Here is a 22496-nt window from a genome sequence, read left to right as displayed (position 1 = left end):
CGGCGGGTTCCCTCGCGGGGCCTTCCGTCGAGGGATCGCGGCGCCTCAGCCCAGCGCGCGCATTCCGTCCTCGAGCGCCGCGTACGCGGCATCCCGAGCAGCCTCCGCCGACAGGAACACGTCGTGGAGCGCTCCCTCGATGCGCGAGATCGTCACGGTGCGGGCGATGCGGGTTGCCGCGCGGGCGATGTCGTCGACGATGAGTACCGAGTCGCTCGCTCGCATCGCGTCGTTCCACGTCAACGCGACCGTCGACCGCGCCGACAGCAGCACGAGCGCCGGGCATCCGACATCGAGCCCGGATGCCACCCGCGCATGGCCCGCGATCACCGCGGCCAGCCAGCCGGGATGGGTCGGGAAGCCCTGGGCGGGACGCCATCCCTCGGGGCTGTCGGGCAGGGTTCCCACCTCCCTCTGGGCACGGGTGTAGAAGCCCAGGTCGACCGCCGGATGCTTGCCGAGAGGTTCGAGCCGCGCACGGGCGTTCACGAGCGGCGTGAGGGCCTGGCGTCCGAGTGGTCCGAGCTGGAGTTCGAGCCACGGGCTGTTCAGGACGAGGGCGTCTGCGACTCCGGGATGCCGCGACGCCCAGAGCGTCAGGGTCAGACCGCCGGTGCTGTGGCCGAGGAGGAGCAGCCGATGCCCCGCGCGCGCGGTGCCCATGGAATCCAAAGCCGCCGCGATGTCGGCGTCGTACACATCGAGCGCGGCGACGTACCCCGGCGATTGGCCGGGGCGGAGGCTGCGGCCGTACTTGCGCAGGTCGAGGGCGTAGAAGCGGGCGCCCCGATCGGTGAAGAAGCGCGCCAGGTCGGTCTGGAAGAAGTAATCCGACCAGCCGTGGACGTACAGCACGTCGGTGTCGCGCAGCTCTCCGAACAGGCGCGCGCCGGGGTGCGGCCGCGACCGCACGAGCGTTGCGACGACCTCCCCCTCGGCATCCTCGCCCAGCGGCAGGGTCGACTGCTCGAAGCCCTCGCCGAGGATGTCCGGATGCCACTCCCCCATCGCGACAGCCTATGCCGGGACCGCGCGCAGCGAGCGCTCGGGCGAGACTCCTGAGAAACCACTCGCGGCGAGGCCTGAACGGCTGAACTCTGCCCCGCGCCGCACGATTCTCAGGAGTACGGCACGGCCCGGCGCCTCAGGCCGCCGCCTGCTCGCGCGCCGCGCGCTCCTTCGCCCGCTCCAGCGCGCGCTTGCGCGCGGCCCGGGCGTCCTCCTCGAGCTTCTCGGCCTTCGCCTCGTCGCGCGTGAGGTTCACGCCGGTCTCCGGGTCGAACAGGTGCAGGGAGTCGGGCGAGAACCACAGGCGTGCGGCATCCCCGGCGCGGATCGAGCTCATGGCATCGAGCGCCACGACGAGCTCGGTGCGCAGGCTCTCGCCGTCGAGGTCGCGGTCGAGTTCCGACAGCTTGTCTTTCACCGTGGCATCCGTCTCGTACGGCACGTAGGCGTAGAGCACCTCGCCGAGCCACTCGGTCATCTCGATGTCGAGTTCAGCGGTGATGCCGCCGGACAGGTCGCGCTCGGTGGAGTCGGCGTCTTCGAACGCGTCGGGGCGCACGCCCACGATCACGAGGTCGCGCCCCTCGACGGCCCTGCGCAGGCGGTCGTCGAGCGGCACGTCGGCGATCGGCAGGCGCAGCACGTCCCCGTCCACGGTGCCGCTGAGGAAGTTCATCGGCGGGGAACCGATGAAGCCGGCGACGAAGAGGTTGACCGGCTGGTCGTAGAGGCCGCGGGGGCTCGCGACCTGCTGCAGCTCGCCGCGGCGGAGAACCGCCACGCGGTCGCCGAGGGTCATGGCCTCGGTCTGGTCGTGCGTGACGTACACGGTGGTGATCCCGAGCGAGCGCTGCAGGCGCGCGATCTCGGTGCGCATCTGACCGCGGAGCTTGGCGTCGAGGTTCGACAGCGGCTCGTCGAAGAGGAACGCGCTGGCGTTGCGCACGATCGCGCGCCCCATCGCCACACGCTGGCGCTGACCGCCCGAGAGGTTGGCGGGCTTGCGCTCCAAGTGCTCGTCGAGCTCGAGCAGCTTCGACGCCCGCCGGACGCGCTCGTCGATCTCCTCGTCGCTGAGGTCGCTCGACTTCAGCCGCATCGGGAACGCGATGTTCTCGTACACGGTGAGGTGCGGGTACAGCGCGTAGTTCTGGAAGACCATCGCGAGGTTGCGGTCTTTCGGCGCCTTGTCGTTGACCACCTCGTCGGCGATCCTCAGCTCGCCGTCCGAGATGTCTTCGAGCCCGACGATCATGCGCAAGAGCGTCGATTTGCCGCAGCCCGAGGGCCCGACGAGGATGACGAACTCGCCGTCGGCGATGTCGAGGTCGACACCCTTCACGGCGGTGAAGCCGTCGTCGTAGGTCTTGACGATCTTGTTCAGAGTGATGGATGCCATGAACTCTCTCCTTCAGTCTTCGACGCTGCTCGAGGCGGTTCTGGTGCGAGCGATGGATGCCATGGGAGGACCCTCTACCCCTTGACCGCGCCCTGGGTCAGGCCCGAGACGATCCGACGCTGGAAGATGACGACGACGATGACGATCGGGATCGTGACGACGATGGCGGCGGCCGAGATGGCGCCGGTGGGCTCCTCGAACTGCGAGGCGCCGGTGAAGAACGACAGGGCCGCGGGCACCGGGCGCGCGGCATCCGTCGATGTCAGCGAGATGCCGTAGACGAAGTCGTTCCACGCGATGAAGAACGCGATGATCGCCGTGGTGAAGACGCCGGGTGCCGCGAGCGGGACGACCGTCTTGCGGAACGCCTCGAAGGGCGTCGCGCCGTCGACCTGCGCCGCCTGCTCGAGCTCCCACGGGATCTGGCGGAAGAACGCTGCGAGCGTCCATATCGAGATCGGAAGCGTCAGCGACAGGTACGGGATGATCAGCCCGAGCCACGTGTCGTAGAGCCCGACGACGCGCCACAGGTTGAACAGCGGCGTGACGATTGAGACGATCGGGAAGACTGACACGGCGAGCGCCGTGGTGAGGATGATCCGCTTGCCGGGGAAGTCGAGCCGCGCGATCGCGTACGCGCACAGCGTCGCCAGCACGACGGCGATGAACGTCGCGATCAGCGAGATGCCGATCGAGTTGCGCAGCGCCGGCAAGAACAGGTCCTGGGCGCTGCCGCCGGGAGCGAGGATCGTGGCGTAGTTGTCGAGCGTCCACTCCTGCGGGAAGAGCGTCCCCGAGAAGAGGCCGGCCTGCGTCTTGAACGACGTCATCGCGATCGAGAAGACCGGGAAGAGCGACCACACCAGCACGGCCGCGATGATCGCGAGCCACATGATCCGCTGGGGCCAGGTCATTGCGCGCATCTACCCACACATCCCTTCGCACCGGATGCCGGGAGCCGAGGTCGTGTCGCGATCCCTCACGAGTTCCTCCCCGCCGACAGGTCGACTCTGAATCCCTTGATGAAAATGCCCGCGATGACCAGGACGCTCAGGAACAGCAGCACCGAGATGGCGGAGCCGAGTCCGATCTCGAGGCGACCGATCGAGGTGTTGTACGCCAGGAGCGACAGCGCCTCGGTGTTGTTGGCCCCCGCGGTCATGATGAAGATGTTGTCGAAGATGCGGAACGCCTCGAGCGTGCGGAAGAGCACGGCGACCATGATCGCGGCCTTCATGTTCGGCAGGATGACCCGGCGCAGCACCTCCCACGAGGTGGCGCCGTCGACCTTCGCCGCCTCCTCGAGGTCGCCGGGAACCTGGGCGAGCCCCGACAGCAGCAGGAGAGAGATGAACGGTGTGGTCTTCCACACCTCGCTGAGGATGATGACCGCGAGCGAGGTGCCCTGGTAGGCGAACCAGTTGAGGTTCTCGTCGAACCCGGGGATCCACGACAGCCAATTGTTGACGTATCCGCCGGAGTTGATGTCGAAGGCGTAGAAGAAGGCGAAGGCCGAGACCACGGTGATGATGCCGTACGGCACGAGGATCGCCGTGCGGGCGAAGCCGCGGAGCTTCTTGATCGCCCGGTGCATGACGAGGGCGAACCCGAAGCCGATGATGAGCTCGAGCAGCACCGTGACGACCGTGATGAACAGCGTCACGCCCATGGACTGCCAGAAGGCCGGGTCGCTCAGGATGACCTGGTAGTTGCGGAACCAGATGAACTCGCGGTCGTCGGGCGCGGTGAGGCGCAGGCTGAACAGCGAGTCCCACAGAGCCTGCACGATCGGGTAGAGCGTGACCAGCAGCATGATGCCGAAGGCCGGGCCGGCGAGCATCCATCCGAGGCGGGCCTCGGCGCGGGCACGGTCGGAGCGGCGCTTCTTCGGGGGCGGCGTAGCCGCCTGTTCACGCCGCGTGGCGCGGGTGGCGATCGTGTCAGTCACAGCAGACGCTCCCCTCTGAGCACCGCGAGGATGAAGTCCGTCGAGGTCTCGGGCGTCGAGTCGGGGTTCACGGCGTTCGGCGGATGCCACGTGCGCTGCAGCCCGATCGAGATCTCGTTGTAGTACGGCGTCTGCGGCCGCGGGGCGCCCAGCTGCAGCGACTCGGCGATGGTCGACGCCATTGGGAACTTCTCCTGCACCTCCGCGTCGTCGTACGCCGCGAGGGTCGAGGGCGGGTTGCCGTTCGTGACGAAGTACTGCGCCTGGTTCTCGGGGCTGACGATGCAGGCCACCGCCTGCCAAGCGAGGTCGACATGCTCGCTGTACGCGCCGACGCCGAGGTTGATGCCGCCGACGGGCGGAGCGGCCGGGGTCCCGGCATCCACACGGGGGTACACCGCCCAGCCGAGATCTTCCACGACCTCGGGAGCCGCGCCCTGCATGGCGGGGTAGACGAACGGCCAGTTGACCATGAACGAGCCGTTGTCGCCCTGGAAGAGGTTCATGGCGGCGTTCTCGTCGGCGGTCGGCAGGCCCGGACCGCCGAGGCCCGATGAGCCGATCCGAGCGATGATGTCGGCGGCCTTCCTGCCGGCATCCGTCTCCAGACCCAGCTGCATCTCGTCGGGCTTCGCGTCGGGGTCGTCGAGGATCTTCCCTCCCCCGGATGCGACGAGCGCGTTGATCCACACGGTGAGCGACTCGGCGAGCGCGCCCTGCACGCCCAGCTGCTTGTTCTGATCCTCGGCGGCCTGGATGATCTGGTCCCACGTCACCGGCTGCGTCATGTCGAGCCCGGCGGCCTCGGCGACCGACTTGCGATACCAGAGCAGCTGCGTGTTGGCCCAGAACGGCACCGTCACCAGCTCACCGTTCCAGCTCGCCGACTGCACGGCGCCTTCGACGATGCCGTCGGTGCTCTGCAGCTCCTCGGGGACGGGCGCGAGGAACCCGGGTTCGGCCAATTCAGGGATGAAGGGCGGGTCGAGGCTCATGATGTCGAGCGACCGGTCGCTCGCGGCGAGACGCCGGGCGAGCTGCTCGCGCTGCGAGGCGGCGTCGCGCGGGAGCAGGGAGGTCTCGATGCGGTACGCCCCGTCAGCGGCTTCGGTACAGGATGCCGCGATCTCGGCCTGACCGCCGTCGTCGGGGTTGATGTACCACGTGAGCGTCGGCACCCCATCGCCCGCGGAGCAGGCGCCGAGCGTGCCCGCGAGGGCGAGAGCCGAGGCCCCGGCCACGATCCGTCTCACCGTTCGCATCCGGCCCCCTCGCCTCGGTGTGCGGGCGTCGGCGCCCGGCATCGTGGCATCCATCCTGCCGACGCGGGTGAATCCAGGCCGCGAGGCTTGCCTCCGGCAGGGATGGGTGTTAGTCGCGCGGGCGCGACGAGAGAGGTGGTGTGCCGGACGCTTCCTGCGCCGCGCGTTCCTCCCGGAACCACCGCGGGGTCAGGAACGGCGGGAACCAGAAGAGCGACAGGAGCATAAGGGCCATCAGCACCATGACGACGACCGCAGCTGCACGTTGCGCCCCCGCAGAGACGGCATCTCCGAGAAGGGTCACCACGCCGAAGACCACCATCGCGAGGCCCGCGTACAAGGTCCCGAATCCGATTGCGAAGGAGAACACCGGCCGCGCGAAGGCCCACCGGCGCCAGCGTCCCCGGTAAGCAGCAGCACCCGCCCCGATGAGGAAGACACCCAGGAAGATCGCCGTCACGCTCATCCGTCACCTCCGTAGGCTCGCCCGCCCCATTCTCCTTCACCCGCTCCGCGAGCCCGACGCGGACGAGCCGCCCACGTCATCGACGGGACGGCTCGGGAGTCGGTGTCGCTACTCGCCGCGCGAGACCCGGATCATCTCCTCGCGCGGGACGACCTTGATGCGCGCACGGTCGTGCGGGGCGCCGAGGGCGATCTCGTGCTCGTCGAGGCGGTGCCAGCCGTCGAGGTCGGTCCAGCGGACGCCGCGCTCCGCGAGCAGAGCCGGGATCGCCTCCTCTTCGGGGTGCGCGGGACGCCACCACTCGCCCTGGTCGTTGATGACGTGGCGGACGGTTTCCATGGCATCCGACTTGGTGTGTCCGATCAGGCCCACGGGTCCGCGCTTGATCCACCCGGTGGCGTACACGCCGGGCACGCGGGAGTTCGAGTCGGCCGAGATGACCTGGCCCTCGTGGTTCGGGATGACGCCGTGGCGCTCGTCGAAGGGCACGTCCTTCAGCGGCGAGCCGAAGTAGCCGACCGCACGGTAGATGGCCTGGATGGGCACCTCGCGGATCTCGCCGGTACCGACGACGCCGCCCTCGGCATCGGGCTTGGTGCGCTCGTACTTCAGCGCGGCGACGCGGCCCTCGGCATCCTTCACGACTTCGAGGGGCTTGGCCCAGAAATGCAGGTGCAGACGACGGGAGGCCTCTCCCCCGGCGTTGTTCGCGCTCGGGCGGGTGCGCCACTGCTGTAGCACGCGGTCGATGACCTTCACCTGCTTGTTCGTCTCGATGGCGGCCTTCGACGCCTCGTCGTAGTCGAAGTCCTCGTCGTACACGACCATGTCGACGTCGCGGAGTTCACCGAGCTCGCGAAGCTCCAGCGGGGTGAACTTCACCTGGGCGGGACCGCGGCGACCGAACACGTGCACGTCGGTGACCGGCGAGGCCTTCAGGCCCTGGTACACGTTGTCGGGCACCTCGGTGGGCAGCAGGTCGTCGGCGTGCTTGGCCAGCATGCGCGTGATGTCGAGGGCGACGTTGCCGTTTCCGATGACGGCCACCGACTCGGCCTCCAGCGGCCACTCGCGGGGTACGTCGGGGTGACCGTCGAACCAGCTGACGAAGTCGGCGGCACCGTAGGAGCCGAGCGCGTCGATCCCGGGGATGTCGAGGTCGGCGTCGCGGATCGCGCCGGTCGAGAAGATCACCGCGTTGTAGTGCTGCTTGAGGTCGTCGAGGGTGATGTCCTCACCGAAGCGCACGTTGCCGAAGATCCGGATGTCGCCGCGGTCGAGCACCTCGCGCAGCGCCGTGACGACGCCCTTGATGCGCGGGTGGTCGGGGGCGACACCGTAGCGGACGAGTCCGTAGGGGGCGGGCAGCTGCTCGAACAGGTCGATGGAGACGTCGAACTTCCGCTCGGCCTTCAGCAGGATGTCGGCGGCGTAGATACCGGCGGGGCCGGCTCCGACGATGGCGAGGCGCAGCTTCGTCATGGGGTCCTCTCGATCGGGAGGGGGTGGAAAAGAGATCAGGCCGAGCGGTCGGCCACGGCGCGGGCGAAGCGCGTCAACGCTTCGCGCACAGCGCCGTCGGGCAGAGGTGCGAGGGCGTCGATCGCCTCTTGCGACCACCGATGCGCGAGATTGAGCGTCTCGTGCGTGGTCTCGTGGTCGCGCAGCTCCGCGAGGGGGCCGTCGAGCACGGACGGGTCGGCGCCGTCGGCGATACGCTCCTGGCCCTCGTCGATGCGCGCCCGCAGATCGGTGGATGCCGCGTCGGAGCGGTGCCCGAGCAGCAGGTACGGCATGGTCGGCACCCCGGCCCGCAGGTCGGTACCCGGGACCTTGCCGGTCTCGGTCGGGTCGGGCGAGAGGTCGATGACGTCGTCGAGCAGTTGGAAGGCGACGCCCGCCTTCTCACCGAAGACGATCATCGGCTGCTCGTACTCCTCGGGCGCGTTGGAGTAGATGACACCCGACTGAGCGGCCGCGGCGATGAGCGACCCGGTCTTGTCGGCCAGGACCTTGAGATAGAAGTCGACGGGCTCGTCGCCCTCCTGCGGGCCCACGGTCTCGTGCATCTGACCGAGCACAAGGCGTTCGAAGGTGTCGGCCTGCAGCTGGATGGCGCGCTCGCCGCGGCGGGCCATGAGCTGGCTCGCACGGGCGAAGAGCAGGTCGCCGGTGAGGATGGCGATGTTGTTGCCCCACACCGTCTGCGCGCTCGGCACCCCACGGCGCTTGTCGGCACCGTCCATGACGTCGTCGTGATACAGCGAGCCCAGGTGCGTGAGTTCGAGCGCCGTGGCGACCTCGACGACCTCGCGCGTCGTGCCTTCGCCCAACTGCGCGGTGAGGATCGCCAGCATCGGGCGCACGCGCTTGCCGCCGGCCTCGTACAGGTAGCGGGCGGTGACGTCGGCGAGCCTGTCGGCGCTGCGCACCTCGCCCTCGAGCTCGGTCTCGACGCGAGCGAGCCCGGCCTCGACGGTCGCGAGAAGGGTGCGCGAGCGGAGGCCTGCGAAGATGCGGTCACTCAGGCCCAGCTTGCCGGACAGGCGGGAGCCGGCCGCGGGCGGTCTCGGGGTCACGCTTTCAGCCTAGCCTGGCGCGCTGAAGGGCAGCCGCGGGTATCTCGACGGTTGACAGCGCCGCATGCGCGGGGAGAAGCCGCGATCACTCCGCGGGACGGATGCCGCGATGCAGCGCCACGATGCCGAACGACAGGTTGCGGAACTCGACGTCATCCCATCCGGAATCCCGCATCCACCGAGCGAGCGTCGGCTGGTCGGGCCAGTCGCGGATCGACTCGTTGAGGTAGTCGTACGCGTCGGCGTTGGAGCTGACCGCCTTGGCGACCACCGGGAGAACGCGGTTGTTGTAGAAGCGGTACAGACCGCCGAAGGCGCGGGACGGCGGGTGGGAGAACTCGCACACCACGATGCGCCCACCGGGGCGCGTCACCCGGCGCAGCTCGCGGAGGGCCCGGCGCGGATCGTTGACGTTGCGCAGCCCGAACGACATCGTCACCGCGTCGAACTCGCCGTCGGCGAAGGGCAGGTCGGTGGCATCCGCCTGCACGAACTCGAGGTTCGGCACGTTCCCGTGACGCCGGCGCCCCTCGGCGATCATGCCCTTCGAGAAGTCGGCGGCCACCACGTGCGCGCCGCTCGGGACGAACGCCATCGACGAGGTCCCGGTACCGGCGGCGAGGTCCAGGATGCGCTCGCCCTTCTTCGGCGCCACCGCGCGTAGCGTCGCGGCGCGCCAGAGACGGTCGTTGCCGAGGCTCAGCACGGTGTTGGTGCGGTCGTAGGCGGCCGCCACCTGGTCGAACATGCCGCTGACGCGCTGCGGGTCCTTGCCGAGATCGGCGCGGTTGGGGTCGCTGCTCACGCGTCGAGTCTAGGCGCGGTCGATCGGGCGGTCGCCGGGGTTGCCAGGTCGGCGGGCGGCTCAGACCCGTGCCGGGGCCTGGTCGTCGGGCGTCGCCAGCGCGGCGAGGCGCTCCAGCCAGGGTCCGGTGATCGCGGCGGAGAACGGTGCCTCCTGCGCGCGCACCCGCCGCTCGAGGTCGGTGGCCGCGGCATCCAGGTGCTCGACGATGTCGGGCGGGTAGCCGTAGCGCACGCGGTGGTCGTCCCACTCGTCGCGGTCGTCGATCCACGTGCCGCGCCCGTCGGTGCGGCGCACGACGTCGAGGTCCATGTCGATGCCGCGGGGTACACCGTCGTCGTGCCAGCGCACGTCCCAGGCGAGGTCGATGTAGACGGCGACGGGGTGCGGGTCGGCGTTGTGGGTGAAGGCCCAGTCGCCGCTCGCCGGCACCAGCGTGACGTTCGGCTGGCGGCACACGAATTCGGCGCCGGGCCGGGCGCTGCGCCACCCCACCTGCTGACCGAACCACTCGCCCCACTCATCGGAGCCCAGGTAGACGCTGTCCTGCACCCAGTGCGGCGACCCGTCCCACTTGCGCCATTCGAAGAGCAGGCGGGTGCCGGGGGCGGGTCGGGGATCCATGTTCCGGAGTCTAAATCGCCCGCAGCGGCCGGTCTCCGCGACCCGCCCCGCCTCCCCGGACCGGACACGACGCGGGAGTATCCCGATCGAGCCTGATCCGGGACCTCGGCGACGGTCCGGCACCGGATCCGCCGGGCCACGCCCCCGCGACCTCCGCCCGGACCACGGGACTACCCTGAAACACGTGCCCGAACCCGCGGATGACGCCGTGCCGCGCCTGCGCGTGGTCACGCGCGAGCTGCCCCCCATGGACGACGTGCTGGCCTACACCACGCCGTACGACCCCCTGTTCTGGAGCCGCCGGGGCGAATCGCTCGCCGCTTTCGGCGACCTGCTGACCCTGCGCTACGTGGGCGCGCAGCCCGGCGACGCCACGATCTCCGAGCGGTGGCGGGCGATCGCCGCGGCGGCCGAGGTCGACGACCCGGTGCAGCTCCCGGGGACGGGACTGGTCGCCCTCGGGTCGTTCGTGTTCGACCCGCGGTCGGAGCGCGAGAACGTGCTGCGGGTGCCCGGCATGATCGTGGGCCGTCACGGGGGTCGCGCGTGGGTCACCCGCCTCGCGTTCGACGACACCCCCGACGAACCCGAGCCGGAGCTCCCCCCGCGCTCCCCGTTCGGGCCGCACTGGTCGGCGACGCTCGGCCCCGGACGGCAGACGGCGGAGAAGTATCAGGATGCCGTGCGCCAGGCCATCGAGGCGATCGGCGCCCGCGAGGTGGCCAAGGTCGTGCTCGCCCGCGACATCGTCGGCACGGTTCCGGCCGGCTCGGACCTGCGCCGGCTGGTGCGGTCGCTGCTCGAGGGCTACCCCGACTGCTGGGTGTTCGCCGTCGACGGGCTCATCGGCGCGAGTCCCGAGACCCTGGTGACGGTGTCGGGCGGGACCGTCACCGCGCGGGTGCTCGCCGGCACGGTCGCACGCGGAGGCGACGCCGACGCCGACGTCGCGGCATCCATCGCTCTGAGCCGGAGCCAGAAGGACCAGGACGAGCACCGCTTCGCCGTGCAGAGCGTGCTGAAGGCCCTCGGCCCGCACACGTCGTCGCTGGCGGCGGAAGACCAGCCCTTCACCCTCAAGCTCCCCAACGTCTGGCACCTGGCCACCGACGTCGAGGGCGTGCTCAGCGAGGACGCATCGTCGCTCGACCTGCTCTCGGTGCTCCATCCCACCGCGGCGGTCGCCGGGACGCCGACGACGACGGCGATGGAGGTCATCCGCCGCCTCGAACCGTTCGACCGGGGCCGCTACGCGGGCGCCGTCGGCTGGACGAGCGCCTCGGGCGACGGCGAATGGGCCATCGCCCTGCGGTGCGCGCAGGTCGACCGCGCAGCCCCCTCGTCACCCACCGCGCCGATCACCGCGTACGCCGGCGCGGGGATCGTCGCCGACAGCGTCCCGGAGTCGGAACTGCTCGAGACGCGGGTGAAGTTCCGGCCCATCGTCGAAGCCCTCGCGTGACGACGGCCTGATCACGAGGAGGATTCAGGATGCCGCGAGCCGGCGCTTCTCCTCCTCGACGTCGTAGTCGGCCGCCGGCCACTGCGGGTCGATGTCGGAGAGGGCGTCGATGAGCAGCTGCTGCACCGCGAGCCGCGCGTACCACTTCCGGTCGGCCGGCACGACGTGCCAGGGTGCAATCGGCGTCGACGTGCGCTCGATGGCGATCTGGTAGGCCTCCATGTAGTCGTCCCACCGCTGCCGCTCGTCGACGTCGCCCGGGTTGTACTTCCAGTGCTTCTCGGGGCGCTCCAGCCGGGCGGCGAGACGCTCGCGCTGCTCGTCCTTCGAGATGTGCAGCATCACCTTGACCAGGCGGATGCCCATCTCGGCCGCCTCGGCCTCGAACGCGACGATCGCGCCGTAGCGCCGTTCGATCTCGGGCGCGGGGGCGAGGGAGCGGACGCGTCCGATGAGCACGTCCTCGTAGTGCGAGCGGTCGAAGACGCCGAGGCGACCGGCATCCGGCAGCCGCTTCTCGATGCGCCAGAGGAAGTCGTGGGAGAGCTCCTCGGCGGTGGGCTTCTTGAACGAGGCCAGCTCCACGCCCTGCGGGTCGACGGCCCCCACGACGTGCCGCACGATACCGCCCTTGCCCGCCGTGTCCATCGCCTGAAGCACCAGCAGCACTGATCCGGTGGCCGTGCCCGCGACGCTCTGCGCGAAGAGGCGTTCCTGCAGGTCTTCCAGCGGGGCGCGACCCGCCTCGAGATCAGCCCTCCCCGCCGTCTTGTCGCCGTCGTATCCGGGTGTCGACCGCGGGTCGATGTCGGCGAGGCGGAAGCCCGGCCCGACGCGAAGCGCGTCGGCGGCGGACGTGGACCAGCTGCTGCTCGTGCTCATTCCGACATCGTGGCGCGGCATCCGGAACCGGCACCACCCGTTGACGTCGCGGCTCAGCGCGGGAGAGGGACCTCGATCAGCTGGCGCCCGCCGGTGGGGGCCGTGAGCACCTGATCCAGGGCGACCCGCGTGGTGCAGCGGTGGTACTCCCAGCCGAAGGCGAGCGCGAGCTGCTCGAGACGCGCGCTCTGCGGCGTGTACTGCACCCGATCCATTGCTTCGCGCCCGGCGACCCCGGCGACCTCGAGCCCGTCAAAGATCGTGCCGCCGCCGTCGTTTCCGACGACGACCTGCAGCCGGGGCTCGTCCTCACCCGGAGGGAGCAGCAGAGCACCCACGTCGTGCAGGAACGCGAGATCACCCAGGAGCAGCCGCGTGAGACCCGGACGCTCCTCGGCCTGACTCGCCAGAGCCACGCCCGTCGCCGTCGCGATCGTGCCGTCGATGCCGGCGAGACCGCGGTTGGAATGCACGGTGATCTTCTTGCCGCCGAGGAGTTCGTCGGCCACGCGGACCAGCCGCGACGAGCCGAACACGAGGCGGTCGTGGGGCCAGGTCGCCCGCCAGAGGGCGTCGACGAGAGAGGCCCTGTCGAGCGGAGCGCGCATGACCTCGACCTCGGCGTTGATGGCGCCGAGTCTCTCGTGCGGCACGGCGGATGCCAGGCCGTCCGCGTCGGGCGCGGGCGGCGAGAGGTCGACTGCCGCGTCGCGCGAGGCGCGCATCCACTCCCCCAGCCACGCGCGGTCCGCGTCACCGGACACCCGCACCGCGTCGACGGCGAGCGTCGCAGCGTTGAGGTTGATGGGCTCGCCGGGACCGCGCACGGCGATCACCTCGACGTCGTCGCGCCCGAGCAGGAGCGCGACCTCACGGCTGAGCGTCGGCCGGCCGAACACCACGACACGCTCGATCCGCCCGCCGAGCGCGGGCTCGCGCAGCAGCGCACGGTAACCGTGCACGATCTGGCGACCGAAGCGCGCGCCGCTGACGATCTCGGCGATGAGGGGGAAGCCGCCCGCATGGGCGAACTGCTCGGCGACGGGTCCGGCATCCGCGCCCGCCACGACGATGGTCCGGGGGCCGGTCTCGACGCGGTGCGCCGCTTCGATGTCGGGGGCGACGTCGGCGACGCCGATGCCCCCGCCGCCCTGGTAGAGGGCACCCGAGACGTCGTCCGCCGCATCGGGCGTCGACTCGACGACCCGGGATACCGCCCGCTCGGCGAGCCACGCCGGTACGGCACCGGCCAGAGGCTCGCGCAGGGGCACGTTCACGTGGACCGGGCCGGCGGCGCGCAGCCCCGCGCCGAGCGAGGCGGCCAGCGCCTCGGCCGCGACCGCGTCGAGAGCGGCCGTCTGCTCGCCGGTCCCGTCCGCGTCGAGCGACTCGGGCACGGCCAGATCGGCCTCGAACCGCACGGCGGAGCGGAACAGCCCCGGCTGGCGGGTGGTCTGATTGGCCCCGACGCCGCGGAGCTCGGCGGGCCGGTCGGCGGTGACGAGCAGCAGCGGCACGCCCGCGTGATGGGCCTCGAGAGCAGCCGGCAGCAGGTTCGCCACGGCCGTGCCCGACGTGCAGACGACGACCGCAGGCGTGCCGGTCTCACGGGCGATCCCCAGCGCGGTGAATCCCGCCACCCGCTCGTCGATGCGCACGTGCAGGTGGACGAGTCCCGCGCGTTCCAGCTCGGCGGCGACGAGCGCCAACGCCTGCGACCGGGAACCGGGGCTCACGACGACGTGACGCACGCCCCGGGCGACCAGCCCGGCCATCAGCGCCGCAGCGGCATCGGTGGCGGGAGCAGAACCCGTCGTGGGCGCGGCATCCCGCGCGGGCGCGATGCCCCCCACCGGGGCCGCGTCCGGGTGTTCGGGCGCGCCGGCCCGCTCGTTCGGCGAGGTCACGACCGCTCAGCCGACGGCGCCACGCTGACCGCGCGTGTCGTCGTCGCCCTTGCCCGGGGGGTCGTCGGGGTCGGCCGACTTCGTCGGCGGGTGCGGGTCGTCGGCCTCGGAATCGAGCTGCGCCAACTCCTCTTCCAGCCGGCGGATGCGCTCGTCCTGTTCGGCGCGCGCGGATGCCGTCATGCGTCCGAGGAACTCGGGGTCGTCGTCGGGTGCGCGCCGCACGACGGTCTTGCCCGCCGCACGGCCCCGGCCGATGACGAACCACAGGATGCCGCCGAGCACCGGCAGCAGGATGACGATGGCCATCCACGCGCCCTTGCTCACGCCGCGGTGCCGAGAGGGAGGCTGCACGGCGCAGTCCACGATCGTGTAGACCCAGAAGACGGTCGCCACGAGCGCCAGGATGAGAAGCAACCGTGCCATGAACCGATTCTACGTGCGTCGGCTGGGCGACGGCCCGGAGTCGATGGGGCCGGGCACCGCCGTAGACTAGGAGGATGCGTGCTCGGTCAGCCCTCGTCTACACGGTGCTGCGACTTCTCGCGTTCCTCGTGCCCCTCGGCATCCTGCTGCTGTTCCCCGTCTTCCGGGAACTGCCGTGGCTGGCGGCGATCTTCGCCGCGCTGATCGGCTTCAGCCTCTCATTGCTGTTCCTGCGTCGCCCGCTCGAGAACGTCACCGGCGGCCTCGCCGCGCGTCGAGCCGAGCGCAGCGCCACCGGCCGTCGCACGGGTGCCGAAGCCGACGCCGACGCGGAGGACGCCGCGCTGGACGCTTCGCCGCGCGACGACGACAGCCGCTGACGGCGCGCGGCCGGTCGGACGGGCGGCGCGTGCCTCGCGCGCAGCGGGCCGATCGGTCGGCGCGTGCCTCGCGCGCAGCGGGCCGATCGATCGGCGCGTGCCTCGCGCCCGGCGGACAGCAGGTCGGGCGCGCATCATGGCGCACACCACCGACTCGGTGTCGCGCCCGGCGGACAGCAGGTCGGGCGCGAACCTCGGCGCACCACCGACTCGATCCGCCCGCGATGGGTCAGACGACTTCGGACGGGCTTCGGCGCGCGACCGGGCGGCGGGTTCGGCGCAATCCGGCGGGCCGGACGGGTCCGATCGCCCCGCGCGGGATCAGCCGACGAGCGCCCAGAAGAGGAGTGCACCGTAGGCGACCGAGGTGAAGCTCGTCACCTGGAGCGCCGTGATCAGCTCACGCGGGGTGCGGGAGGTCCAGACGATGAGGATCGCGGCCAGACCGCCGAGCAGTGCCAGCAGGGTGAGCCAGGCGATCGGGTAGACCATCGCCAGGAAGACGGCGATCGCGAACGGCACGAGCACGCAGAGCGTGAACAGCACCTTGGTCGCCCGGCGCCCGATCAGCACCGACAGCGTGCGCTTGCCGGCGAGGCGGTCCTGATCGATGTCGCGCAGGTTGTTGGCGAGCAGCACGGCGACAGCGAGGAGGCCGGCGGCCACTGCTCCGAACCACGCCTCCTGCGGCAGCGACTGCACCTGCAGCCAGGTCGTACCGAGGGTGGCGACGAGGCCGAAGAAGACGAAGACGAACAGTTCGCCCATCGCGTTGTAGCCGTAGGGGCGCTTGCCGCCGGTGTAGAACCAGGCCGCGGCGATGCAGACGGCGCCCACGAGGATGAGCCACCACTGGCCCGTGCGGATGACGAGGGCGAGCCCGACGACGGCGGCCAGAGCGAAGAACGCCAGCGCGACGATGAGCACCGTGCGCGGCTTCGCCTTCTTGCCGCCGGTCAGGCGTCCCGGCCCCACGCGCACGTCGTCGGTGCCGCGGATGCCGTCGGAATAGTCGTTGGCGTAGTTGACGCCGATCTGCAGCGCGAACGCCACCGCGAGGCACGCCAGGGCGATCACCCAGTGGAGCTGATCGTCGACGAGGGTCGCCGCCCCCGTGCCGATGAGCACCGGCGTGATCGCCAGCGGCAACGTGCGCAGGCGAGCGGCGGCGATCCAGTCGCGCGCCGTGGCCGGGGCGACGGCCTGGGCGGCACCCCCCTTGGGCTTCTGCGGGTTGCCGCCGGGGCGACGCTTCTTGGCGGGGGACGAACGCTTACGAGAGGGTGCTGCCACGGAGGGTCATCCTAGCCGCGCGACTCGTGCGCGCAGGGCCGCGCGGTCGGGCTTGCCGGATGACAGGGTCGGGAGCTCCGTGACGCCGACGACGCGGGCGGGCCGCGCCGGTGCTCCCACCGCTTCGGCCACCACGACGCGCACCCGCGCGAGGACGTCCGCCTCTTCGACGGCGGCCATCCCCGGCACCACCACGGCGGATCCCTGTCCCCATGCGGCATCCGGAATCGGCACCACCACCGCCGCCTCCAGACCGGGGATCCCGCGCACGGCCGCTTCGACCCGGTCGAGGGAGACGTTCACGCCGCCGGAGACGATGACGTTGTCGAGACGCCCGGTCACGCTCAGCACCCCGTCGGTGAGCTCGCCCCCGTCGCCCGTGCGATACCAGCGGGTGCCGTCGGCATCCACGGAGAAGACGGATGCCGTGCGCGCGGGCTCGCCGAGGTATCCCTCGGCGAGCGTCGGACCCGACAGCTGCACCTCACCGTCGACGAGGCGCACGCCGACACCGTCGAGGGGGATGCCGTCGTACACGCATCCGCCGCTGGTCTCGCTCGACCCGTACGTGCGCACGATGCGCACCCCCGCGGATGCGGCGCGCTCACGGACGGCGGGAGCCAGCGCCTGCCCGCCGATGAGGATGGCCTCGAACGAGCGCAGAGCCTGCGCGACGGTGCCGTCGCCCTCGGCGGCATCCAGGAGCCTCTGCAGCTGCGCGGGAACGAGCGAGGTGTAGGTGGGCACACGGGCACCGTCGATGTGCGACGCCATGCCGAGGGCGGCGGCGGCGAACGGCTCGGGACGGAAGGGACCCGCGACCACCGCCGGCTCGCGGTCGGCGAGGAGCGCCCGCACCATCACCTGCACGCCCGCGACGTAGGTGGCGGGGACGGCGAGCAGCCACGCGCCCTCGCCGATCCGGGCCGCCGTGGCATAGGCGCTGCTGATGAGGGCGTTGCGGCTGATCACGACCGACTTGGGCACACCGGTCGACCCCGACGTCGTGACCACGGCGGCGGTACCCGCGGGAACCTCGTCGGGCAGATCGGCACCGCCGAGGGCGACGGCCGGTCCCGCACCGAGCACGGCGGCGCGCAGAGCCCGCAGCACGTCACGCGGATCGCCGGATGCCGGGGGCGCAAGCCTCACGCGCGAACCCCGCCTCGCGCGACGCTCGATACGCGCGATGCCCTTCCGCTCAGAAGTGCCACGGCACGCCCGACCAGTCGGGGTCGCGCTTCTCGAGGAAGGAGTCACGGCCCTCGGCGGCTTCGTCGGTGCCGTACGCCAGCCGGGTCGCCTCCCCGGCGAAGAGCTGCTGGCCCACGAGACCGTCATCGACGGCGTTGAACGCGTACTTGAGCATGCGGATCGCGGTGGGCGACTTCGTCAGGATCGTGCGCGCCATCGCCAGCGCCTCGCGCTCCAGGTCGGCGTGCGGAACGACCCGGTTGACCGCGCCCATCTCGTACGCGCGCTCGGCCGAGTACTCCTCGGCGAGGAAGAAGATCTCGCGCGCGAACTTCTGTCCGATCTGGCGGGCAAAGTACGCGGAGCCGTAGCCGGCGTCGAACGAGCCCACATCGGCATCCGTCTGCTTGAACCGGCCGTGCTCGGCGCTCGCGATGGAGAGGTCGCAGACCACGTTCAGCGAGTGCCCCCCACCCGCGGCCCACCCGGGGACAACGGCGATCACGACCTTGGGCATGAACCGGATGAGGCGCTGCACTTCGAGGATGTGCAGGCGCCCCGCGCGGCCCGGGTCGTGCACCGCCGTCTCGTCGTGGGAGTACTTGTAGCCGTCGCGTCCGCGGATGCGCTGATCACCACCGGAGCAGAAGGCCCACCCGCCGTCCTTCGGGCTGGGCCCGTTGCCGGTGAGCAGCACCACGCCGATGCGGTGGTCCTGACGCGCGATGTCGAGGGCGCGGTACAGCTCGTCGACCGTGTGCGGCCGGAAGGCGTTGCGCACCTCGGGCCGGTCGAACGCGATGCGAGCCACTCGCCCGTCATGGGTGACGTGGGCGGTGATATCGGTGTAGTCCGCGGCGCCGGGCGCCAGCGTCCATTCCGCGGGGTCGAAGATGTCTGAGACGCTCACCCGGTCAGCCTACGCGCGGGGGTGGTGCGGCGATCGCACGAGACGATCGCGTGAGGCGCAACACCTCGTGACGCGCGTGTGCAAATAATCTGCCTCCACGCTCGACGAGTTTCCTTTACGGATATAGTTTCCGGCGTCCCACCTTGCAAATAACTGCACACTCAACCGCAAGAAGGGCTGGCCATGGCCGACAAGTACACGATGCCCAGGCTTGACTTCGAGTCTCCGCTGGTAGCCGCGCTCTTCGAGATCGAGCGGCTGCGCGCGGACATCGGGACGGGCGACACTCCGCGGGACACCTTCGTAGAGCTGCATCAACTGTTCGATCTGGTCATGAGCGTCGTCTCTGCGCGTATCGAGGGGAACCACACCACCGTTTACGACGCACTGGACCAGATCGATGACTCGCCGAAATCGGGCGCCGACCAGCTGAGAGAGATCACGAACATTGCCGCGACGGCGCGCTTCATCGACAGCCTCCCACCCGATGCCCCTCTCACCCACACCCTCATCCGCGAAATCCACCGTCGCGTCGTCGACGGTCTGACCAGGGAGGGGGATCCGACACCGGGCGCGTACCGGCAGAAGGAAGTGGCGATCACGAACTCAGCTCACGTTCCGCCAACGTGGGTGACGGTGCATGCCGAGATGTCAGCCCTCCTCGACTTCGCGAACGAATCGAAACCCCTGCACGAGCAGATGCTGCAGATCGCCGTTGCCCACCACCGTTTCGTCTGGATACACCCGTTTCGCAACGGAAACGGACGTGTGTCACGCCTCTTCACCTACGCCATGATGCGGAGAACCATCTTCGCCCGGCGAGGCTTCAGCGCCCTGAACCCCACCGCCGTCTTCGGCAACGATCGGGATGCCTACATCACGGCGCTCGAAAGAGCAGACGATCTCTCGGACGCTGGCACCGTTGCCTGGGCCGAGTTCTTCGTTCGTGGCATCCGGGATGACATCGCTCGACTGCTCGAACTGCAACGGCATGCCTTCGTCATAGACGAGCTGGTCGGCCCGGCACTCGAGTCATTGCGACGGGACGGTCTCACGTCTCGAGACGAGCATGCGACCCTCCGCGCCGCACTTGAAAGCGGAGTAGTCAAGGCGGGGGATCTGGAGGAAGTCGTGCCGGGGACGGCATCCCATCGCTCGCGTTTCATCCGCAATCTGCGCGAAAGGTCTTTGCTGCAGCAAGCCGAGGAGGGGCCTCGCTTCTACCGGCTTTCGTTAGCACGCGGCCCGCTCGCCCCCCGTCTGATTCGTCGACTCGACGCCCTCGGATACTTGCCTCGCATGCTCTCGGACGACTGACGAAGTCCTGAAGGGGGGCGCAGACGACTGCCGCGCGTGACGCAGACGGCGCCCCGAACCGATCGAGGCGCCGTCTCTGTCACGCGTTCTTCGAATCGCGCCAGGCGAGCCACCGCTCGATGATCGAGTAGTCCCACTCGGGGCCCGAGAAGCCGAGCGTGAAGAGCCGGGTGCCGGCGTCGTAGAGCGCGTCGGCGACGGTCTCGTCGCGGTCCTTGAGCTCGTTCGAGACGATCAGACCCGACAGGTCGCGCCCCTCGGTCTCGGCCCAGGTCGAGATGACACCGAGCTTGTGCGGCAACTCGTCGGGGGTGACGAAGCTGTGCCAGATGTCGGCGTGACGCGCGACGATGCGGAGCGTCTTCTGCTCGCCCTTGCCGCCGATCATGACGGGGATCTTGCGGGTGGGCGCGGGGTTGAGCTTTCCCCACCGGTCGACGATGCGGTCGAGGTCGCTCGCGAGGGCGTTCAGACGCGAACCGGCGGTGCCGAACTCGTAGCCGTATTCGTCGTAGTCGCGCTGGAACCACCCCGACCCCGTACCGAAGATGAAGCGGCCGGTGTCGCCGCCCTTCTTGCTGATGTGGTCGATGGTGCGGGCCATGTCGGCCTGCAGGTCGGCGCCCCGATAGCTGTTGCAGTTGACCAGCGCACCGAACTCGACGCGCTCGGTCTGCTCGGCCCACGCCGCGAGCATCGTCCACGACTCGAAGTGCTCACCGTCGGGGTCGCCGTAGAGCGGGAAGAAGTGGTCCCAGTTGAACAGGATGTCGACGCCCATCTCTTCCAGGCGGAGGACGGCGTCGCGGATGTCGGAGTACTGCACGTGCTGCGGCTGGATCTGGACGCCGAGCCGGACCGGGGTGTCGAAGAGCATGCGGTCAGCCTATTCCGGACCCCCGACACCGGGGCCAGGATGGGGACATGAGCACCACGCCCCTCCCCCCGCTCGCCGACGTCCTCGCCACCGCGCGCGTGGTGGCGCTCCCCCTCGCGGTCCGGTTCCGCGGGGTGTCGACGCGCGAGGCCGTGGTCTTCGAGGGACCGCGGGGCTGGACGGAGTTCTCGCCCTTCGTGGAGTACGCCGACGCGGAGGCGTCCACCTGGCTCGCGGGCGCGCTCGATTTCGGGTGGAACGCGGCGCCGCCGGCGCTGCGCGACGTCATCCCGGTCAACGCCACGATGCCCGCCGTCGCGGCATCCGATGTCCCCCGTGTTCTGGCACGGTACGACGGATGCCGCACGGTGAAGGTGAAGGTCGCCGAGGCGGGGCAGACGCTCGCCGACGACGTCGCGCGCGTGCGGGCGGTGCGCGAGGCGATGGGTCCGGAAGGTCGCGTCCGCGTCGACGCGAACGCGGCATGGAACCTCGACGAGGCGGAACGGGCCGTGCACGCCCTCGCCGAGTTCGATCTCGAGTACGTCGAGCAGCCGTGCGCCGAGATCGACGACCTGGCGCAGCTGCGCGAGCGGATCGCGTACCTCGACATCCCGATCGCCGCCGATGAGAGCGTGCGCAAGGCCGCCGACCCCCTGCGGGTCGCGCGCGCGGGGGCGGCGGACCTGCTGGTGATCAAGGCGCAGCCCCTCGGCGGCGTGCGCGCCGCGCTCGATCTCGTCGCGCAGGCGGGGCTGCCGGCGGTGGTGTCGAGCGCGCTCGATACCTCGATCGGACTGGCGATGGGCGCGACGCTGGCCGCGGCGCTCCCCGAGCTGGAATACGACTGCGGGCTCGGCACCGCCTCGTTGTTCACGGCGGACGTCGTGGCATCCCCCCTCGTCGCCCGCGCGGGCGGGGTGACGCTCGAACGCCCCCGCCCCTCGTCCGCCGACCTCGATCGCGTGGCCGCCGACGACGAGCGCCGCGACTGGTGGATGCAGCGCCTGCGCCGATGCTACGCCGAGCTCGAACTCACTCGAGGATGAGCCCGACCACCTGCGACAGTCGCTCGGCCAGGCCCGAGCGGGACTCGGCCGGCGCCTGACGCGTCAAGAGGGCCGTCTCCGACGTCGAGACCCACACCGACAGCAGCAGCTCGGTGGCGATGTCGGCGGGCACGCGCATCGAGAGACCTCGCGCTTGGGCGATGTCGCGCACGAGCTGCGTGACGCTCTCGCCGAGCCCCTTGTTCAGCGCCAGGTACGCCTCGGCGAACTCGGGGTTGCGTAGCGCCTGCAGCCGCGTCTCGGCGCCCAGCAGCACGTCGAGGCGATCCTCCCCCGTCGCCTCCAGAACCTCCTGCACCAGCTGCATCACGTCGCCGGCGGTCTCGAGACCGCGGTCCTCGATCGAGGTCACCCGATCGCGCACCGCGGCGATGGTGGTCTCGGCCGACCGGGCGCACAGGGCGAGGAAGAGTTCGTCCTTCGACGCGAAGTTTGAGTAGAACGCGCCGCGGGTGAACCCGGCGCGCTCGCAGACGGCCTCGACGGAGGCCGCGTCGATGCCCATTTCGGCGAACACCGCGGCGGCGGCGTCCATCAGTCGCGTCCGCGTGTTCTCGCGGCGACGCGAGGGTGCGGGTGCGGTGTCGATCATCCGCGGCCTCCAGTTCTCGGCGGGGACCCAGGTCGGATCGGTCCGTCTCCCCCTAGGATACATTGGTGTATCCGATACGGTGATGTATCGACTCG

Annotated in this window: 22 protein-coding genes; 4 read left to right on the top strand and 18 right to left on the bottom strand. The window is 70.5% G+C overall.

Annotated features, from left to right (window positions below; genetic code table 11):
- Positions 1–45: 45 nt before the first annotated feature.
- The 10 genes from QE392_RS07440 to QE392_RS07395 all read right to left on the bottom strand — a co-directional run bounded on the left by QE392_RS07440 (position 46) and on the right by QE392_RS07395 (position 10091).
- Positions 46–1008: an alpha/beta hydrolase gene (locus QE392_RS07440; protein WP_307450212.1), complete on the bottom strand. Its 963-nt coding sequence runs from the start codon at positions 1006–1008 to the stop codon at positions 46–48.
- A gap of 136 nt (positions 1009–1144) precedes the next feature.
- A complete protein-coding gene (locus QE392_RS07435; protein ID WP_307450210.1) occupies positions 1145–2407 on the bottom strand; it encodes an ABC transporter ATP-binding protein in 1263 nt (420 codons plus the stop codon).
- 74 nt (positions 2408–2481) lie between these two features.
- Positions 2482–3330, bottom strand: a complete 849-nt coding sequence (locus QE392_RS07430) for a carbohydrate ABC transporter permease (protein ID WP_307450208.1) — start codon at positions 3328–3330, stop codon at positions 2482–2484.
- A gap of 56 nt (positions 3331–3386) precedes the next feature.
- Positions 3387–4355 carry a carbohydrate ABC transporter permease gene (locus QE392_RS07425; protein ID WP_307450206.1) on the bottom strand — a complete coding sequence of 323 codons (969 nt, stop codon included), beginning with the start codon at positions 4353–4355 and terminating at the stop codon, positions 3387–3389.
- Positions 4352–5617 carry an extracellular solute-binding protein gene (locus QE392_RS07420; protein ID WP_307450204.1) on the bottom strand — a complete coding sequence of 422 codons (1266 nt, stop codon included), beginning with the start codon at positions 5615–5617 and terminating at the stop codon, positions 4352–4354. Before QE392_RS07420 ends, QE392_RS07425 begins: the two co-directional genes overlap by 4 nt.
- A 109-nt stretch (positions 5618–5726) precedes the next feature.
- Complete coding sequence (locus tag QE392_RS07415; protein ID WP_307450202.1) at positions 5727–6083, bottom strand: hypothetical protein; 357 nt, start codon at positions 6081–6083, stop codon at positions 5727–5729.
- Positions 6084–6191: 108 nt separating this feature from the next.
- Entirely contained in the window at positions 6192–7565 is a 1374-nt protein-coding gene (locus QE392_RS07410) for an FAD-dependent oxidoreductase (protein ID WP_307450199.1), read from the bottom strand.
- Between the two features lie 35 nt (positions 7566–7600).
- Positions 7601–8662, bottom strand: coding sequence for a polyprenyl synthetase family protein (locus QE392_RS07405; RefSeq protein ID WP_307450197.1), 1062 nt, complete (start codon positions 8660–8662; stop codon positions 7601–7603).
- 85 nt (positions 8663–8747) lie between these two features.
- Positions 8748–9467, bottom strand: coding sequence for a demethylmenaquinone methyltransferase (locus QE392_RS07400; protein ID WP_307450195.1), 720 nt, complete (start codon positions 9465–9467; stop codon positions 8748–8750).
- Positions 9468–9527: 60 nt separating this feature from the next.
- The gene (locus tag QE392_RS07395) at positions 9528–10091 is read right to left on the bottom strand and encodes a DUF402 domain-containing protein (protein ID WP_307450193.1); all 564 of its coding nucleotides are present in this window, start codon (positions 10089–10091) and stop codon (positions 9528–9530) included.
- 247 nt (positions 10092–10338) lie between these two features.
- Between QE392_RS07395 and QE392_RS07390 the strand changes: the two genes are divergently transcribed.
- Positions 10339–11553, top strand: coding sequence for an isochorismate synthase (locus tag QE392_RS07390; RefSeq protein ID WP_307454061.1), 1215 nt, complete (start codon positions 10339–10341; stop codon positions 11551–11553).
- A 24-nt stretch (positions 11554–11577) separates the two neighbouring features.
- Here QE392_RS07390 and QE392_RS07385 read toward each other — a convergent pair whose 3' ends face one another.
- The 3 genes from QE392_RS07385 to QE392_RS07375 all read right to left on the bottom strand — a co-directional run bounded on the left by QE392_RS07385 (position 11578) and on the right by QE392_RS07375 (position 14768).
- Positions 11578–12435, bottom strand: coding sequence for a polyphosphate kinase 2 family protein (locus QE392_RS07385; protein WP_307450191.1), 858 nt, complete (start codon positions 12433–12435; stop codon positions 11578–11580).
- Between the two features lie 53 nt (positions 12436–12488).
- Positions 12489–14210: a 2-succinyl-5-enolpyruvyl-6-hydroxy-3-cyclohexene-1-carboxylic-acid synthase gene (menD, locus tag QE392_RS07380; protein ID WP_373426497.1), complete on the bottom strand. Its 1722-nt coding sequence runs from the start codon at positions 14208–14210 to the stop codon at positions 12489–12491.
- A 138-nt stretch (positions 14211–14348) separates the two neighbouring features.
- Positions 14349–14768, bottom strand: a complete 420-nt coding sequence (locus QE392_RS07375) for a PLD nuclease N-terminal domain-containing protein (RefSeq protein WP_307450188.1) — start codon at positions 14766–14768, stop codon at positions 14349–14351.
- Positions 14769–14842: 74 nt separating this feature from the next.
- Here QE392_RS07375 and QE392_RS07370 point away from each other — a divergent pair, with 74 nt between their 5' ends.
- On the top strand, positions 14843–15148 hold the full coding sequence (locus tag QE392_RS07370) for a DUF4229 domain-containing protein (RefSeq protein ID WP_307450185.1): 306 nt from the start codon (positions 14843–14845) through the stop codon (positions 15146–15148).
- Between the two features lie 321 nt (positions 15149–15469).
- Here QE392_RS07370 and QE392_RS07365 read toward each other — a convergent pair whose 3' ends face one another.
- From QE392_RS07365 to QE392_RS07355, 3 genes are read right to left on the bottom strand one after another with little or no spacing between them, the layout of a single operon-like run.
- Positions 15470–16441, bottom strand: a complete 972-nt coding sequence (locus QE392_RS07365; protein ID WP_307450182.1) for a 1,4-dihydroxy-2-naphthoate polyprenyltransferase — start codon at positions 16439–16441, stop codon at positions 15470–15472.
- A 6-nt stretch (positions 16442–16447) separates the two neighbouring features.
- Positions 16448–17593 (bottom strand): AMP-binding protein, encoded by a 1146-nt coding sequence (locus QE392_RS07360; RefSeq protein WP_307450180.1) that lies wholly within the window; start codon positions 17591–17593, stop codon positions 16448–16450.
- 49 nt (positions 17594–17642) lie between these two features.
- Positions 17643–18545: a 1,4-dihydroxy-2-naphthoyl-CoA synthase gene (locus QE392_RS07355; RefSeq protein WP_307450177.1), complete on the bottom strand. Its 903-nt coding sequence runs from the start codon at positions 18543–18545 to the stop codon at positions 17643–17645.
- A gap of 183 nt (positions 18546–18728) precedes the next feature.
- Here QE392_RS07355 and QE392_RS07350 point away from each other — a divergent pair, with 183 nt between their 5' ends.
- Positions 18729–19862: a Fic family protein gene (locus tag QE392_RS07350; RefSeq protein WP_307450175.1), complete on the top strand. Its 1134-nt coding sequence runs from the start codon at positions 18729–18731 to the stop codon at positions 19860–19862.
- A 79-nt stretch (positions 19863–19941) separates the two neighbouring features.
- On the opposite strand, the gene QE392_RS07345 is transcribed toward QE392_RS07350, so the two are convergent.
- Positions 19942–20739 (bottom strand): LLM class F420-dependent oxidoreductase, encoded by a 798-nt coding sequence (locus QE392_RS07345; RefSeq protein WP_307450172.1) that lies wholly within the window; start codon positions 20737–20739, stop codon positions 19942–19944.
- 47 nt (positions 20740–20786) lie between these two features.
- Between QE392_RS07345 and QE392_RS07340 the strand changes: the two genes are divergently transcribed.
- Complete coding sequence (locus tag QE392_RS07340) at positions 20787–21788, top strand: o-succinylbenzoate synthase (protein ID WP_307450169.1); 1002 nt, start codon at positions 20787–20789, stop codon at positions 21786–21788.
- On the opposite strand, the gene QE392_RS07335 is transcribed toward QE392_RS07340, so the two are convergent.
- Positions 21775–22401, bottom strand: coding sequence for a TetR/AcrR family transcriptional regulator (locus QE392_RS07335; RefSeq protein ID WP_307450166.1), 627 nt, complete (start codon positions 22399–22401; stop codon positions 21775–21777). The two genes, QE392_RS07340 and QE392_RS07335, sit on opposite strands and share 14 nt — an antisense overlap.
- Positions 22402–22496 lie beyond the last annotated feature (95 nt).

Origin of the sequence: Microbacterium proteolyticum (assembly GCF_030818075.1) — a bacterium.
Classification (GTDB): domain Bacteria; phylum Actinomycetota; class Actinomycetes; order Actinomycetales; family Microbacteriaceae; genus Microbacterium; species Microbacterium proteolyticum_A.
The sequence above is the reverse complement of the archived record's forward strand: the minus strand, read 5'-3'. Positions and strand labels throughout refer to the sequence as shown.